Below are 16,622 nucleotides of genomic sequence, written 5' to 3'. Positions count from 1 at the left end.
CATCTGATGAAATTTTACTTACTCATTAACTACGTCCTGTTCGCTTTTCTGGCCAATGGGCAAACCTCCCGCGAACCACTGTTTACGTCGTTCGATGGCACAAATTCATTATGATATTTTAGGAGAAGGGAAGCCTGTTGTGCTGCTGCACGGATTTATCAGCAATAGTGAAAGCTGGAAACGCGCTTCGGTTCGACAGGCGCTGGCCGATGCTGGTTTTAAGGTGATTACGCTCGATTTGAGAGGGAATGGATTATCGGATAAACCTCATGAAGCCGAAGCTTATCGTGATAATACTGAATTAAAGGATGTTATGGCATTAACAAAACATCTAGGCCTGACCAATTACGACGTAGTAGGCTATTCTCGTGGAGCCATTCTGACGGCTAAATTATTGACGATGGATAAACAGGTACGTAGGGCTGTGATGGGCGGTATCAGCGTCGATTTTTCGGACCCAAACTGGTTTCGTCGCCGGAATTTTTTCGAAGCACTCACCAAACCCGGTAGCCATCCTGAGTTGCAACCTGCCGTCGATTATGCCCAGAAATCGGGAGCCGATATGGTCGTGCTGGCTCGTTTGCAGGAGTTTCAGCCAGTTACGACTAAAACCGAACTGGCTCAGATTAAAATTCCGGTGCTGGTTGTAAATGGTGATAAGGACAAAGACAATGGCGATCCGCAAACGCTGGTCGATGCAATTCCCGGTTCCCGATTGGTGATTGTGCCCGGCGATCACGGTGGAGCCATGCGAACGCCCGAATTTGCAACGGCTGTGGTCGATTTTCTTAAAAAATAACGTACCACTGCTTTCGGATTAGCAACTCAGCACTCCGGCTCGATTCCTGACCTGAATGAAGTATATGTAACTGTTACGTTTTTAGTGGTCAGTAGACTATAAGGCTCATCCTTTGCTATTATTAATGTTACGTTTATTGGATTAGTTGTCTAAATGATATGTATCAGGCGACGTAAAGCTTAGTCTGGTACATATTATTTATACCCATAAAATCTAACCCATAAAATGAATGTAACATTTACGTACCCGCCAAAGGTGTATGCCTTTGGCTGTAGTCTTTTGGTTAGTCTTTTTCTTTGGCTGGGAAGTTCAACTTCTGTTCTTGGCCTGTCGCTTCCAACGAGTTTTAGCCGTCTTGACGATGAACTAAAAAGCAATTTCAGCGCGAATCAGTCGCCTATTGCCGTTGCTACTTCTACAACACTTACGGGCTCTTCACCGCTCAGCGTAACCTTCACTGGGAGTAAATCCTACGACCCCGATGGTGATCCCATCTCTTTTCTGTGGGACTTTGGCGATGGCACTACGTCGACACAGGCCAATCCTGTTCATGTGTTTACGCAAACACGTGGAAAGCAGGGTGTTATTGTTCAGAGCTATACGGCCAGACTTACGGTGTCCGACAATAAAGGAGGTATCACTGTGAGTACAAACTTTTATGTAAGTATTCCTAATAAGCCGCCGACGGTTAAGATCACATATCCGACCAATACCGACAAGTATGCAGTTGACAAAGCAACCGTCTACACGGCTAGGGCGGCAGTTACCGATGAGTTTGCTACAGAGCTAACTTACGCCTGGACAGCCAAGCTTCGACGTAATGATCGTGATATACTGGTGAGAAACGTGGCAGGAGGTAATCCGAACTTCGACATCCTGCCTGTTGGCTGCGACGGAGACGTTACGTACTACGTTATTTCAGTGAAAGTAACCGATTTGGGCGGCCTTTCTTCAACGGTAGATTCCGTTAAAATTTACCCTAACTGTGGCTCGGCTAATCTTAATGTGGCTGCCTTACAAGCGACCCAGCTTACTAGTAACAGTGTACGACTCAACTGGACCAACCCGAGTGTTGCATTCGACGATGTGCTGGTAGTAGGTAAAGCCGGGTCCAGTATTACAGAGATTCCAAATAGTGCTACGTATACAACCAGCAATAGCTTCACCGCTACAGGCACAGCTGTATTGGGTGGGAAAGCGTTATATCAGGGAAAGTCTACCTCGTTAGTAGTGACAGACCTGACTCCGGGGCAGACCTATTATTTTCGGGTCTACACGCGAAAAGGAACGGCTCCCTCAACTGGTGCTGTGTGGAATGGGGGTATAGAGGTGAGTGCGAAGGCCGCTACTCCCAACCGTCCACCAGTGGCGGTGGTTACGTCAACCTCGCTAAGGGGCACTTCACCTCTGAGCGTTACATTCACTGGTGATAAATCCTATGACCCCGACGGCGATATTATTGCCTACAACTGGGATTTTGGCGATGGTACTTCGTCTAGCGCAGCCAACCCCGTTCATGTGTTTACGCCAACCCTGGGTAAACTGGGTTCTGTTCAACTCGGTTTCACAGTTAGGATGTTTGTTGGCGATAATAAAGGGGGCTACAGCGGATTCCAAACATTCTATGTGGAGGTCACCAATCCGGCTCCGACGGCCAGGATCACCACGCCTGTTAATTTATCCAAATACGCTCTTAATAAGGCTACTAGTTACACACTGGCTGCTGCTGTTACTGACGATGTACCCAGCAGACTTAGCTATTTCTGGCAGGCGAAATTGCGCATTAATGGCAAAGATCAATACCCGACAACGATGACGGAGGCCAATCCTGTATTTACGGTTTCGCCGATAGGTTGCGATGGTGTTGACGATTACTACTACGTATTTACGCTGAAAGTGACGGATGTTGGTCTCCTGACGGCCCAGGATTCGGTTAAGATTTACCCCGACTGTAATTCGCCCAAGCTAAATGTCACTGGCCTGACAGCTACTACGCTCACGAGCAGTAGCGTGCGACTCAATTGGACGAATCCGACAATTCCCTTCGATAAGGTGGTAGTTGTGGGAAGAGCTGGCTCAACGCTTCTTGGCAATATACCTGATCCGGGTTCAACCTTCACACCCAACCCCAGCTTTACAGGTAACGTACCAGGAAATGTTCAGGTACTTTATGAAGGTACAGGCAATTCAGTGGTAGTAACAGACCTGGCTCCAGAGCAAGTTTATTATTTCCGGGTTTATACCCGTGCTGGTGTCTGGTCGGGTGGGGTAGAGGTGAACACAAAATCGTCGGGCGTCAACCGTCCACCAGTGGTTGTGGCTACGTCAACCTCGTTAACAGGTACGTCACCCCTCAGTGTTACGTTCACTGGCGACAAATCCTCCGACCCTGACGGTGATCAACTTTTCTATGAGTGGGCGTTTAGTGATGGTACGTATCTGAACGTAGCAAACCCTGTGAAGGTTTTTACGACACAAACCGGCCAGCATGGGTCAGGAACCATTAACAATTTTACGGCCCAGCTTACCGTAACAGATATAAAAGGGCAACGTAGCACTAGTCAGGTATTTAATATCTCACTCAATGCCGCGACAGGCTCTGTTTCAAGCGTCGAACCAGACAAGTGCTACCGGGTGGTATCGCGGGTAAGTGGTAAGGTGTTGGGTGTAGAAGGGAGTTCTCTGGAAGATGGTGCATTAGTCAGACAACGTTCCGATGTCAACCTACAATCTCAGCGCTGGCGATTTGAGGTTACTGACAATGGGTACTACAAAATCGGCGCGGTGCACAGTAACAAAGTCATCGACGTATTGTGGGGATCTCAGGAAAATGGAGCGGCTATACAACAATGGACGTTCAACGGAAACTGGAGTTATAATCAGCATTTCGCTTTGCAACGTAATGCCAGTGGTTATTTCCAAATTGCAGCGCGCCATTCGGGAAAGGTGCTCGAAGTGCAGAATGGCAATTCAGACGAAGGTGGTCAGATTGTCCAGAATGCGCCTGACGGGGGAGTTAATCAGCAGTGGCTCATTGAAGAACGTGCCTGTACTACGTCTCCTCCTTCGTCTACCACCACCGCCCCTCCACCTACATCGGTCGTAACTATCGATCCGGCAAAGTGTTACCGAATCCAGTCACGTAGCAGTGGGCTGGTATTGAACGTACCAAATGGGTCATACGACGATGGGGCTAACCTGCGACAGAACGCCAATACAGATCAGGCTTGGCAAAAGTGGCGGCTAATTCCGACCGACGGAGGTTATTACAAAATGGTCATATTGCATAATCAGAAGGGAGTTCAGGTGCCCAGCTTCTCAACGACCGACGATGTGTTGCTGGAACAGTGGACCTATTGGGGGGGCAGTCATCAGCAATGGGCTTTGCAACGTAACGCCGATGGCTTTTACACCTTCAGTAATCACAATTCTAATAAAGCTGTTACGGTGCGAAATGCGAGTACAGCAGAAGGCGCAGCTATTACTCAGCAGACACTTGGAACGGGCCTGAATCAGCAATGGAGTGTTTCCGAAACAACGTGTCCGGCAGGAGCTAGATCAGGAGTTGAAGAATTAAGTGCTACGTTCAGTATGTGGCCAAATCCGGCCAGAGATCGTGTACTAATTGACCTCCGTCCGGCTCTCGGTAAACCCGTTGATTTGCAACTAAATGATCTCTTCGGTAGATCAATTCAGCAGACGCACTTGGAGAATGCGCCAACAGAACCATATAGCTTCGGTATCGGTCAGCAACCTAATGGTTTGTATCTCTTGCAGATAAAACCCGCCGGGCAATCGTCCACTACGTTGCGATTATTAATACAGCGATAATACTTTGTGGGTGGGTTTTGGTTTATAATCAAAGCTCACCCGATACAGATTGATCGACTGCTTTTTCAGAAATGTTAACGTAGTAATTGTTTGCTTTTATTCGGAACGGAGCTGGGGGCAGCTCCGTTTTTTTGCTCACGGGTTTTGTTCATAATTTAAGAAACTCTGTCAGACGAGTTCATTATGTAATAGAATGCGTTAAGGAAGCCCCAAAATACTTAACCATTCGTTTGGATTGGGGCAGATAGTCAGAAACTTATCCCGATTACGTAACGAACAGACGCCGGGAAAATCTCCTTTCATGCCCAGCATATCGGTCATTCGTTGAAAGTGTAGGTGTGGTGGCCAGTCGCCATTTTCGGGATAAGGGCCAATTTCGCCTAATTTTTCGCCAGCTTTAAAGGGTTTTCCTTCATATAAATCGTCAAGCGATGACCGGCTTAAATGGCCATAGAGTGTATAATGCGGTTTTTGCGTTACGTTGTCCCAGTGTTCAAGAATGATGGTTGGACCATAATCACCGAAGTTGGCGTTGTCCTGAAAGCTATGGACAATACCGTTCATGGGCGCGAAAACAGGAATTCCGGCTTCTGCCCAAAAGTCGATGCCTAGATGAATTTCGCGGGGGCCGTCATACGGCGATTCTTCGGTTGCTACGTTGAAATGGTTGCTACGTCGGTAAATAACACGGTGTTCGTTATAGCCCCCAACACCCACTTTTGCCCCCGCTGTTTTGAGTTTGTCGAAAACGTATTTCGTGAACGTAGACGTATCCGTTAGGTCGAGCGTAGCAAGATCGAGATTGCTGGCTGAGAGGTCGAGAACTAGATACGTATCGTTTTGAAAATCGAAGGGAAGGAGCATAAATCGGCAGATTGCTGGTACAAGTTAGTTGCCAGTGTTACGTAGCAACGGTATATTTACAGCTATTTTTTCGTTACTTACACACAATCTTTGGCAAACTAATCAATTTACCCAACCGAATGGAAGCCACTCTTGAAAAACCTAATCCCAGTACGCCTACTCTGTTTGGGCATCCAATTGGCCTTTTTGTTCTGTTCTTCACCGAAATGTGGGAGCGGTTTAGCTACTACGGTATGCGGGCCATTTTGCTCCTGTTTCTGATTGATAACGTGCGGGGCGGTATGGGCCTGAGTGAAGGCGATGGGGCTGCTATCTACGGTATTTACACGGCTTCTGTTTATTTGCTTTCGCTACCCGGCGGATGGGTTGCCGATAACTTACTGGGACAACGAAAGTCGATTGTACTGGGTGGCATTATTATTATGATGGGCCATATTATTCTGGCGATTCCATCGGGACCGGGACTATTTTTTGCTGGCTTGGGCATTGTTGCTATCGGAACAGGCTTACTCAAACCCAACATCAGTACCATTGTTGGCGAATTATATCCAGAAGGTGGTGCTCGGAAGGACTCTGCTTTTTCGATTTTCTATATGGGAATCAATACTGGCTCACTGTTAGGTATTTCGGTGGTCGGCTATTTAGGCCAGAAAGTGGGCTGGCATTATGGGTTTGGGGCAGCGGCAATTGCGATGGCTCTGGGCCTGATTACTTTTCAAACTCTTGGCAAACGCTATCTTGGTAATCTTGGCAACTATACTGCGAAACAAACGTTGGCCGAAACGGATACGTCTTCAACAGGCAATCGACCTATACTCATATTTGTAGCTGCTTTAATTGCTTTGATGGCCGTTTTGCAATTTACGGGCGTGCTTGACCTGACAACGGCGCAAGGGCTGGCGAAAGGTATGGGTACTATTATCTCGGCCACAGCACTTGGATATTTTACTTTTATCATGATTGCGGGAGGCTTAGATGCTGTCGAGAAAAAGCGAGTGAGCGTACTGTTTGTTTTCTTTCTGGCGTCGGCAGCGTATTGGGCTGGTAATGAGCAACAAGGCTCATCACTACAGATTTTCGCTGACCGGTATACCAATCTGGTTTTTTTCGGGTGGGAAATTCCGTCGAGCTGGTTTCAAAATCTGAATCCTGCCTTTATCCTGATTTTCTCGCCCGTACTGGCTGCCCTCTGGTTATTTCTCGATAATCGTAAGATAAGTTTTCCAGTTCCGGCCAAGTTTGCAGTCTCACTACTATTACTGGGCGTAGCTTACGTAGTAATGGTGTTTGCTGCCGAAGTAGCACTGACGGGTGTCCGAACATCTCCTATGTACCTATCTGCTACGTATTTGTTTTTCACCCTCGCCGAGTTGTTTTTGAGTCCGGTAGGGTTAAGTGCCTTCTCGAAGTTATCGCCTAAACGATACACCAGCCAGTTAATGGGATTATGGTTTATCGGGTCGTCGCTTGGTAATCTTATAGCGGGTTTGTTTGCGGGCGGTTTCGATGAGAAAAATGTGCAACAAATGCCCGAGTTGTTCCAGAGCGTAGCTTATTTCAGTCTGGGATTCGGTGTGCTACTGTTGCTTTTTGTGAAGCCACTAAAACGCTGGATGGGCGGAATTGATTAGAAGTATGATGTATGAAGCAGGACGTAGCACCTAACATATATGATACATCCTATTTTATCTCTCTTTTCACCCGCCTGCTTTCTTGGCTTTGTATCCTTTTCCTGTGAGCCAAGTTAGCATTTTATCGCGGTGGTCTCCCTGAATCAGAATTTCTTCGTCTTTTGCAGAACCGCCTGATCCACAGGCGGTTTTTAATTGCTTACCCAAGTCCGACAAATCAGCATCCGTGCCTATAAATCCACGTATCGCCGTCACTACTTTATTACCGCCTAATTTTACCAGCCAGATTTTAAGATTTTGTTGGGCAGGTGGTAACGTAACAGCTTCATTTTGTTCGTTGTCCTGGTATTGAAAGTCTGGATTTGTTGAATAGATAACTCCAGTGCGATTTTTCTTGCTCATATGTAAAAGTACACGTTTACGGACTGATTATAATTCCATAAGTTGCCGAATCGCATCGCCATATGTACTACCGGTGGTAAGTTTGCTGCCTTTCTTATCATTCATAGCCAATACAAACTTGCCATCGAAATGCCGATGGACTTCCGAAATTTTTTGCCGGTTAACCATTACCGAGCGACTCACACGCACGAACGTATCAGGAAGTTTTTCGTTAAGGGTTGTTAGCGTATAGCTCGTCAGGTATTTCTGCCCATCTGTAGTCGACAGGAATACGTATTTATCTTCTGCTTCGAAAAAAGCGATGTCAGAGAGCGGTATCAGAATGATTTTTTCACCTGTTTTTACGGAGATAGAATACACTTCTTTTTTCGGCTGCATTTGCGCTAACATTCGCATAACGCTTTCCGTCATAGGGTTAGCTTGAGCCTCATTGCGTTCGGCAAGTGCCCTGATTTTCTGCGCTGTACGAGTCAGACGCTCGGCTTCAATCGGCTTCATAAGATAATCGACCGAATTTTCTTCGAAGGCTCGAATGGCATATTGGTTGAATGCCGTGGCGAAAACTACCATCGGCATCTTGGTTACTTTGGCAAGCATTTCGAAGCCATTCAGTAACGGCATTTCAATATCCAGAAAAATGACGTCGGGTTGTTCGGCTTCAATAAGCGTAAGTCCTTCGGCACCATTCGACGCTTCACCGATGATTTCGAATGTTTCGCGGTGTTTATCGAGTAGACGTTTCAGTCGACTGACTGCCAGCGGTTCGTCGTCGATGAGTATGGTTTTTAAAGGAAAGTTCATGAGGGTTGAGATTAGAGATTTGCAAATTTTGCCGAATCGGTGGTGCGGATTTTAGCCATGTTAATGGAAAGTAAAACCTGCTTAAGCGGCCAGTTCTGAAGCTCAACGCGTGAGGCATCGGCATACAATAACTTCAGTTTATCCTGAATGCTACGTAGCCCATAGCCGCCATCCATATTGTCGGGGAAAGCGGGGCCATTGTCGTGGACGCAAAGATGCAATTCGCCATTTTTTTCGTAAATTCTGACATCGATTCGACCTGTATCCGCTCGTTTTGCTATGCCGTGTTTGATGGCGTTTTCTACAATTGGCTGTAATAAAAACTGCGGCAATTTAAGTTCATTTAGAGCTGGATCGGCTACTTCAACGCTGAACGTCAACCGTTTCCCGAAACGAACCTGTTCTACCTGTAAATAAGTCCGCACCATTTCCAGCTCGTCGGCCAACGTAGCAAATAACTCACCATTGCGTCCAGTTGAATACCGGAAAAGTTTTGACAAAAGCAATGTCATTTCTTCGGCTTTATCGGGATCTTCATGCACTAAACTAGCGATGCTATTGAGCGAATTATACAGAAAATGCGGGTTGATTTTAGCCTGTAATGCATCTAATTCAGCACGGGTTTTCAGTTTTTCCAGATTCAGTAACTGAAACTCCTGTTCCGATAATTTTCGGGTCAACTGTCGCCCCTGTTGAAGGATATATAGGAAAAAATTAGCAATCAATAAATCGCCAAACATATAAAAATACCACGGTGCAGTTTCTTCAATAGCACCCGGCCGATTTATCAAGGCTTTTACATAAGATTCGCCCAGAAGTTTATAGAGCCCTAAATTTACGACCGTGAAACTAATGAGCACAGCAAAACTGACTACTACGTGCCGTTGCCAGATAGCCGGAAACTGACGAGTAAGCCAGCCTGACAAAGCCCAGGTGAGCAAAAAAACAACAACACCATCGGTAAGATTCTGTATAATCAGGAACCGATATAAACCCGCCATGAGGGGGTCTTTAGCAGTTATAATGAGGTTGGTAAAAAAAACGACTGCGTTACTTCCGTAGATGAGCAACGCGCCCAGCAATGCCCCAATTAATGTACCGATCCCGGGTTTTTGCAGAATGGTGGTGAGCGTAATAGCTTCGGGCCGGTCGGCAGTAGGAGGGCGATATTTGCTACGTCCCGAAAAATTGAACGTAGCACCTTCTACGTTTGCCCCATTCAGGTCTACATTTTCCAGACTACAGAAATTCAGATTAGCTTCAAATAAATCGGCTTCGGCAAACGTAGCACCTTCTAGATTCGAAAAACTAAGGTCTGCCCCTCGCAGTATAGCGTTTCGGAAATTAGCTCCTTCAAGGTTTGAAAAACGAAAATCAGCCTGTGTCAGATCGAGGCCATTAAAATCGAAATTGGCTAGGTCGGAGCCCATCATATTAAGTCGGCGACCATTTTTACCGATTGTACCAATGAGTTGTTCGCGCGTCATGAAAGTAGAATCAGAAATCGTTGATGACGTTGCAGCAACGTAATGATACCCAAAAGATACTTTTCATTGTTTTCTAGTGTTGGTAAGCAGGTTTAATCGTGTTTAAATATCATGGCAATTCGTTGGAATAAGCCTGGTTTTTGAATCCTACAGTTATGAAAGGCCCGAATCTTCCACTCACCGTTTGTTTTTACCAATATTGTTGTCTGAATTGATAAGCGATGTAAAGGCGGTTTTTTCTGAAAACGAAGTTTAACAGTTCCGGTTGAGTGCATCAAGGCTATATTTTCTCCTAAAAAAGCAATAATTGGCGCTGACGAACCGATGTGCATGGTTGAACCTTTTAAAGCCCAGGAATGAAATAAATCGTGATGTATTTGTTGATTTTCATGCCGTCCTTTTATATGTTGCCCGGCAAATGTTACGTAATCACAATCGTCGGTAAGACAGTCGGCGAAAGCATGTGCATCGCCAGTATTCCAGGCTGTAGCGAGCTTGTCAAAAATCTGACGGATAGCCGTTTCTTCATTGATTATCAGTTCATTGGTCATGTTTTTATAGATTAACGGCTATACCTTCGCTCAGAAACAGAAGCCGGCACCTCTGATTTAGCTAATTTGTAAACTAACCAAAACTAATGCCTTAACAGAGCAACTGACTAGGTTTTCCGACGAATACTGAAAAGGAAGGAGTGAAATAGGGTAGGAGGGAGATGAAGTTATTCGTAGTATTGATAAAACAAATGCGTATAAACGATACGTTTGAGCTAACATTTGCTTCAATGTATTGTTACTGATTTACTTAAGACGGCTCGTTTTGACTACTACCTTGATAAGCTTTTCACTATCGATCGGCCAGTTGCGTCCCTGGCGAGAGGGCGACGAAGAATCATTGGTTCGCCATGCCAATAATCGTAATATCTGGAATAATGTTCGGGATTTCTTTCCGTTTCCATACACTCCCCGCGATGCTTATTCTTGGGTGCGTGCCAATAAATCATATTCGCAACCTAACAATTTTGCGATTGATTTAGACGGGCAAGCTGTTGGAAATATTGGTTTTACTGTAAAAGATGACATTTATCGCTATAACGCTGAAATTGGTTATTGGCTGAGCGAGGATTTCTGGGGACGTGGCATTGTAACGGAAGCATTACCGATTATGACGGATTATATCTTTCAGAATTTTCAGGTGAATCGTATTTTTGCCTGCGTTTTAGAAGGTAATATCGGTTCGATGCGTGTGCTGGAACGAGCCGGTTATCAACACGAAGCAATTCACAAAAAAGCAGCTATAAAGAATAATCAGTATCTCGACGAATACGTATATGCGATGCTTCGCGCTGAGCATAGAGACTTAACTCGGTCACGGAACGATCGTTAACTGACGACTTGTTAATACCCTCAGTGAACGTAGTATATTTGCCCATAAACTCATTTAACTATACGCTGTTTTTTGAGTTAATTTGTTGAACTATTACCGCTATGCGGTTCCATTATACATGCCGAAAATAGTCATCGCCATCGATGGATATTCGAGCTGCGGAAAAAGTACAACCGCCAAAGCTGTAGCCGCCCGTATGGGATACGGCTATATCGACACGGGGGCAATGTACCGTGCTGTTAGCTTATATTTTATTCAGGAACGCATATCACTTACCAGCCAGCGCGACGTAGTGAAGGCACTGGAGAATATTCATATTGCCTTTAAACACAATTCCCGAACAGGCAAAAACGAAACATGCCTCAATGGGCTGAATGTGGAAGATGAAATTCGGAAAATGTATATCTCCAACATTGTGAGCGAAGTCAGCGCCATTCCGGAAGTACGCTGGGCCATGGTGGCTCAGCAGCAGCAGATGGGGCGTCGGCGGGGCGTCGTGATGGATGGGCGGGATATTGGCACAAAAGTTTTTCCGGACGCCGAAGTAAAAGTTTTTATGACGGCCGATACGTATACCCGTGCCCGACGCCGTCAGCAGGAACTACTTGCCAAAGGTGAAATGGTAAATCTGCAGGAGATTATCCAAAATCTGGAAAAACGAGATCTTATTGATACTACTCGGGCAGAAAGCCCCTTGGTTCGTGCTCCAGATGCTGAGCTTCTCGATACGTCTTATATGACTATTGAAGAACAGGTGGATTGGGTGATTGAACTGGCCGATCGACGGCTCGCCGAGCTGCACCGCGAACGTAATCGAAAGGTAGTAACCTAATTGAAAACTACCTCATGAAAGCCGATTTCTTGATTGTGGGTCAGGGAGTGGCTGGTTCGGCACTGGCCTGGACGCTTGACCAGCGTGGTTGTTCCGTTATCCTTGCCGATGCCCCCGAATTGCCATCTGCCTCGGCTGTAGCCGCTGGCATTGTAAATCCATTAACAGGTCGTAAACTGGTTCGAACCTGGAAAGCAGATGAGCTTTTTCCATTTCTGCATCGTTTCTACAGCGATATCGAAGAAAAGCTAGGCGTTCGTTTTTTTCATCCTAAAAATATCTACCGCCCGTTTCGATCAATAGAGGAAAAAGCAACGTATCAGGCTTTAATATCGGCTGATGATATGCAGCAATACGTAGCGCAAAATGTTGATAGCCAGAAATATAGCGAATTTATTGATAATTCGTTTGGTGGTTTAGAAGTGACAAAAGCAGGATGGTTAGATTTAACTGAGTTTGTCAGAATTGTGAAAGGCTATTTTATAAAAAAAAATCAATTTTATGAAGGGATTGTAACGGATAAAGATCTATACACCAGTAGTAATAAGATACAATGGAAAGGTATTGAAATAGGGAAAATTATATTTTCTGATGGTGTTATGGCCCGCGAGAATCCGTTATTTGACTGGCTTCCGTATAATCCTGTAAAAGGACAGATTCTCACGGCTCTTGTTGATAATTATTCGATCAAGAATATAGTTAATCAGGGAATTTTTATCTTGCCTGTGCGGAAAGGTCTTATTAAAATTGGTGCTACGTATAGCTGGCATGATTTAGACTGGCAAACAACTGATGATGGTCGGGAGTTTTTAGAATCGAAAGTTCGGTCAGTGCTGAAAGTACCTTACGAAGTGGTTGGACAACAGGCAGGCATTCGTCCATCAACTAAAGACAGACGTCCGTTTATTGGTATGCATCCTGAACGGTCTAACATCGGAATTTTCGGTGGAATGGGTACTAAAGGTGTATCATTGGCACCTTATTTAGCAGAGGAGTTTGCTCGGTACCTTTTTGATGGAGAAGAATTAGATACGGAAGTGAATATTAGTCGGTATATATCGTTATTAGAAGGAGTTAAGAGCGAAAAGTAAGGCGTAATTAGTTTACGGCTAAAACGGCAGAGTTAAGCCCCGTAAATAATCTTTTTCACATTTTATTCCATGCTCTTCTACTTCTGACTATTACTCGTATGCGGAATCAATACATTTTGCTGGTGGGCCTATGGCTGGTGGGAATAAGCGCAGCCATGGCACAAAACTATCCATCGATGGAGCGATTTGGAAAAAATCGTATTCAGTACCGTAGTTTTGATTGGAAAATTATTCGAACGTCGAATTTTGAGATTTACTATTATCAAGACGGTACGCAGATTGCTAACCTGACTGCGCAATACGCTGAATCTGAGTTTGACCGGATAACGGAATTGTTGGGTTATACGCCCTATAACCGCGTCAAAATTTTCTTGTTTAACTCGCCTGAGGAGCTTGCTCAAAGCAACATTGGTCTCAACGCGCAGGGAGGGCTGACGAGCCAAGAGCAGGATTTGTCGAAGTCACGTATTGAGCTGGCCTTTACGGGCGATCAGGTTAGTTTTCGTAAACAAATTATTCACGATGTAGCTATGCTATTCGTGTATGATATGCTCTACGGCGGTAGTTTGAAAGATGCGCTCCAGAGTTCGCTTTTACTGACCTTGCCCGATTGGTTCATGCCTGGAGTTGCTTCTTACATTGCTGATGGAAATAGCCTGGAACTTGACGATTACATGCGCGATGTGTCACTGACACGTCCGGTACGTAAACCGTCGCTGCTGGCCGATACTGATGCAGAGCGAGTTGGCCATTCTATCTGGAACTATATCGTACAGCGTTATGGCAGAGACAACATCTCTAACATCCTCAATCTTACCCGTATCATCCGGAACGAGCAAAGTAGTATTTCCAGTACGTTAGGCATTCCATATACCCGTTTTTTACGGGAGTGGCGTGATTATTATACCGGAATGGCTAATGCGGTGTCACAGAGCTATGTCAGTAGTACCGATGACTTCAGGATTAAAGTAAGCTCAGTAAATGACAAGACTTCACTTATTAGCCTGAAATTAAGTCCTGATAAACAGTTTATTGCGTATACTGTATTACACGATGGGCGGTTTCAGGTGAACGTAGTGAATACGTCGAATCGTAAAAAAACAACCATCCTGACAGGTGGCTATCGGCTCGACGGACAAACCTCCCGTACTAGTACGCCACTGGTTGCCTGGCAAAAAGATAATAATCTGCTTGTAATTACAGATGAGTCGGGTCAGACTAACCTCTATAAATACAGTTTTGAAAAACGGCCGAAGCGGGAATTTAAGCGTTCTGTCAACAACCTTTCGCAGGTTGTCTGGATGGATGCTTCGGAAGATGGAGGAAGTTTAATTCTAAGTGCTGATCACAAAGGGCAGAACGATTTGTTTTTATATAGTATCAATCGCGGTACGTATCAACAGATTACCAACGATTTATACGATGACTTGTATCCCGCTTTTATCGGACGTACTGCTCAGCAGGTCGTTTTTAGTTCGAACCGCAAAGATGATACGTTAGGCGTTGACAAAGGATCTTATAAAACGGTACGTGATTATTTAAGTCTTTTTACGCATGAAGGAAGTGCCCGTAATCTTTCGGTATCCCGGCTAACCGATTCCTTAGGACATGCAATACAGCCTGTTCCTGCTGGCGAATCAACAATTTATTTTCTGAGCGATGTTAACGGAATTCGTAATCTATATCGTCTGGAAACTGAGAGCAAATCGGTTCAGCAAATCACGGCCTTTTCACAAAGTATTCAACTTTATGATGTAATTCCAGGCAACGGTGGTTTCGTATATAGTAGCCTTCGGAATGGGGAGATTTACATCGGTTTTAAATCACAGCTTAACCTGTCGCAATCTACGCAGACTCCTCCTACACAGCGAGTTGCAAGTAGTCGCCCCAAAGTGGCTACAGTTGTGCGTACTACACAAGCTAAAACGGATTCAACTGCGCGAGCTGGCGTGGCAGACTCTACCGGAACAGGCCAAACACAAACGACGGGCGTACAAGCAGCAACTTCTGTGCAATTGGCGTTGGAACCCGGCGAGGTAGATACCGACAATTATCAGTTCGATGCTGACGTACTGAAAGCGGCCGAAAGTCGCCAACGTCGAGCGGGCACAAATACGTCTTCAGTTGTTACGTCGGCACTGTCGCTACGTAACCGGCGACGGGAAAATATCACGATTCGTGGGCCATTCCCTTATCAGGGTCTGTTTGGAGTGAACGAGGCACCATCTAACTGGCGAATTGATCCCATTCGTGGATTTGGTTATTCGCAGGAGGTGACGCTTACCGACTTACTTGAAAATCACGTATTACGGGCAGGTGGATTTATTAGTCTGACAAATGCACTACATAACAGCGACTTATTTGCAGAATACACAAATTCAACTCATCGAATCGACTTTGGTGCGCGCTTTGACCGACAAACACTTTATATTGATCAGCCGGGAATTAATCAGAAAAACCGATATAATCGCTTTGCTATATCAGCATCCTATCCATTATCGGTGAATAGCCGTTTTACGGTCTCCCCTTTTTATGCGATGACCCGGCTCATTGACCTGACTTCTTACGCAGAACCAGATCGTGTGTCAGATTATGCTGGTTTGCGGACCGAGTTTGTGTTTGATAATACGAAGGTGAATGGCATGAATATGATTGTGGGTACACGACTGAAACTTAGGTATGAAGAGTATGGTGGGTTGCGTGCCGCTTCTGAAAGTTTCCGTCGGATATCGCTTGACTTACGTCATTATCAGCGGATTCACCGGGATTTAATTCTTGCAACCCGTTTTGCGTTTAGTCAGTCAGGAGGGCCAGCGCCAAAACAAAGTACGTTGGGTGGAATGGAAAACTGGATTGGCTATGGTGCAAATCAGCGGGAGAATGTACAGTCGAATCCGTTACTGGTTCCGAACATGCTACGTAGTGATGTACCTTATGATTATCGAAATACCTTTTTTCTAGACTTCGCGGCACCATTACGTGGTTTCCGTCAAGGAAAACTTACGGGTAATAGTTATATGCAATTTAATGCAGAACTTCGATTGCCATTGGTTCGCTATCTGTATCGAGGTAACGTAACATCTAATTTCTTACGAAACCTTCAGCTTATAGCTTTTACCGATATTGGTACAGCCTGGTCGGGTAGTGGGCCGTTTAATCGGGCAAACAGTTTGAATACAGAAATAATTGGAGGAGATAAAATTCCATTTAGAGCTACTGTGACCAACTTTAAAAATCCTTTCCTGATTGGCTATGGCGCTGGTGTACGAACGATGCTCTTTGGTTATTTTGTCAAGTTTGACTATGGATGGGGCTTAGAAGATAAGTTCGTAAGTAAGCCAATTGCATATCTAACATTAGGATACGATTTTTAGCTACTAATCGCGCATAAAAAAACCGCTTCTGAGAGCGGTTTTTTTATGTAAAAATATTACCGGAAAGTAAATCCATAGGGAACTCCACTGGTTGGTAGTATCTTTGTCTGCCCCATAAGTGTTATAA

12 protein-coding genes are annotated in these 16,622 nt (G+C 45.1%); 7 read left to right on the top strand and 5 right to left on the bottom strand.

The features are described 5' to 3' along the window. Positions 1-94 precede the first annotated feature (94 nt). Positions 95-799 (top strand): alpha/beta fold hydrolase, encoded by a 705-nt coding sequence (locus ACYVD4_RS13310; RefSeq protein WP_460946349.1) that lies wholly within the window; start codon positions 95-97, stop codon positions 797-799. Positions 800-1,024: 225 nt separating this feature from the next. Further along, positions 1,025-4,630: an RICIN domain-containing protein gene (locus tag ACYVD4_RS13305; RefSeq protein WP_460946347.1), complete on the top strand. Its 3,606-nt coding sequence runs from the start codon at positions 1,025-1,027 to the stop codon at positions 4,628-4,630. Positions 4,631-4,828: 198 nt separating this feature from the next. On the opposite strand, the gene ACYVD4_RS13300 is transcribed toward ACYVD4_RS13305, so the two are convergent. After that, on the bottom strand, positions 4,829-5,494 hold the full coding sequence (locus ACYVD4_RS13300; protein ID WP_460946345.1) for a peptidoglycan DD-metalloendopeptidase family protein: 666 nt from the start codon (positions 5,492-5,494) through the stop codon (positions 4,829-4,831). A gap of 119 nt (positions 5,495-5,613) precedes the next feature. Between ACYVD4_RS13300 and ACYVD4_RS13295 the strand changes: the two genes are divergently transcribed. Beyond that, positions 5,614-7,125, top strand: coding sequence for a peptide MFS transporter (locus tag ACYVD4_RS13295; RefSeq protein ID WP_460946343.1), 1,512 nt, complete (start codon positions 5,614-5,616; stop codon positions 7,123-7,125). 66 nt (positions 7,126-7,191) lie between these two features. Here the strand turns inward: ACYVD4_RS13295 and ACYVD4_RS13290 are convergent, their stop codons facing one another. From ACYVD4_RS13290 to ACYVD4_RS13275, 4 genes are all read right to left on the bottom strand, one after another. Further along, positions 7,192-7,527, bottom strand: coding sequence for a translation initiation factor (locus ACYVD4_RS13290; RefSeq protein ID WP_460946341.1), 336 nt, complete (start codon positions 7,525-7,527; stop codon positions 7,192-7,194). A gap of 27 nt (positions 7,528-7,554) precedes the next feature. Further along, positions 7,555-8,328: a LytR/AlgR family response regulator transcription factor gene (locus ACYVD4_RS13285; protein ID WP_460946339.1), complete on the bottom strand. Its 774-nt coding sequence runs from the start codon at positions 8,326-8,328 to the stop codon at positions 7,555-7,557. Between the two features lie 11 nt (positions 8,329-8,339). Then, positions 8,340-9,815 carry a histidine kinase gene (locus ACYVD4_RS13280; RefSeq protein WP_460946337.1) on the bottom strand — a complete coding sequence of 492 codons (1,476 nt, stop codon included), beginning with the start codon at positions 9,813-9,815 and terminating at the stop codon, positions 8,340-8,342. Between the two features lie 92 nt (positions 9,816-9,907). Continuing rightward, positions 9,908-10,366, bottom strand: coding sequence for an SgcJ/EcaC family oxidoreductase (locus ACYVD4_RS13275; protein WP_460946335.1), 459 nt, complete (start codon positions 10,364-10,366; stop codon positions 9,908-9,910). 265 nt (positions 10,367-10,631) lie between these two features. Here ACYVD4_RS13275 and ACYVD4_RS13270 point away from each other — a divergent pair, with 265 nt between their 5' ends. The 4 genes from ACYVD4_RS13270 to ACYVD4_RS13255 all read left to right on the top strand — a co-directional run bounded on the left by ACYVD4_RS13270 (position 10,632) and on the right by ACYVD4_RS13255 (position 16,495). Next, entirely contained in the window at positions 10,632-11,198 is a 567-nt protein-coding gene (locus tag ACYVD4_RS13270; protein ID WP_460946333.1) for a GNAT family N-acetyltransferase, read from the top strand. A gap of 118 nt (positions 11,199-11,316) precedes the next feature. After that, positions 11,317-12,030 (top strand): (d)CMP kinase, encoded by a 714-nt coding sequence (gene cmk, locus ACYVD4_RS13265; RefSeq protein ID WP_460946331.1) that lies wholly within the window; start codon positions 11,317-11,319, stop codon positions 12,028-12,030. A 14-nt stretch (positions 12,031-12,044) separates the two neighbouring features. After that, on the top strand, positions 12,045-13,121 hold the full coding sequence (locus tag ACYVD4_RS13260; RefSeq protein ID WP_460946329.1) for an NAD(P)/FAD-dependent oxidoreductase: 1,077 nt from the start codon (positions 12,045-12,047) through the stop codon (positions 13,119-13,121). A gap of 98 nt (positions 13,122-13,219) precedes the next feature. Continuing rightward, complete coding sequence (locus tag ACYVD4_RS13255) at positions 13,220-16,495, top strand: hypothetical protein (protein ID WP_460946327.1); 3,276 nt, start codon at positions 13,220-13,222, stop codon at positions 16,493-16,495. Positions 16,496-16,622 lie beyond the last annotated feature (127 nt).

This window comes from Spirosoma daeguense (assembly GCF_054776875.1).
Note: the sequence above shows the minus strand (reverse complement) of the source record. Positions and strands in the feature narration are given on the sequence as shown.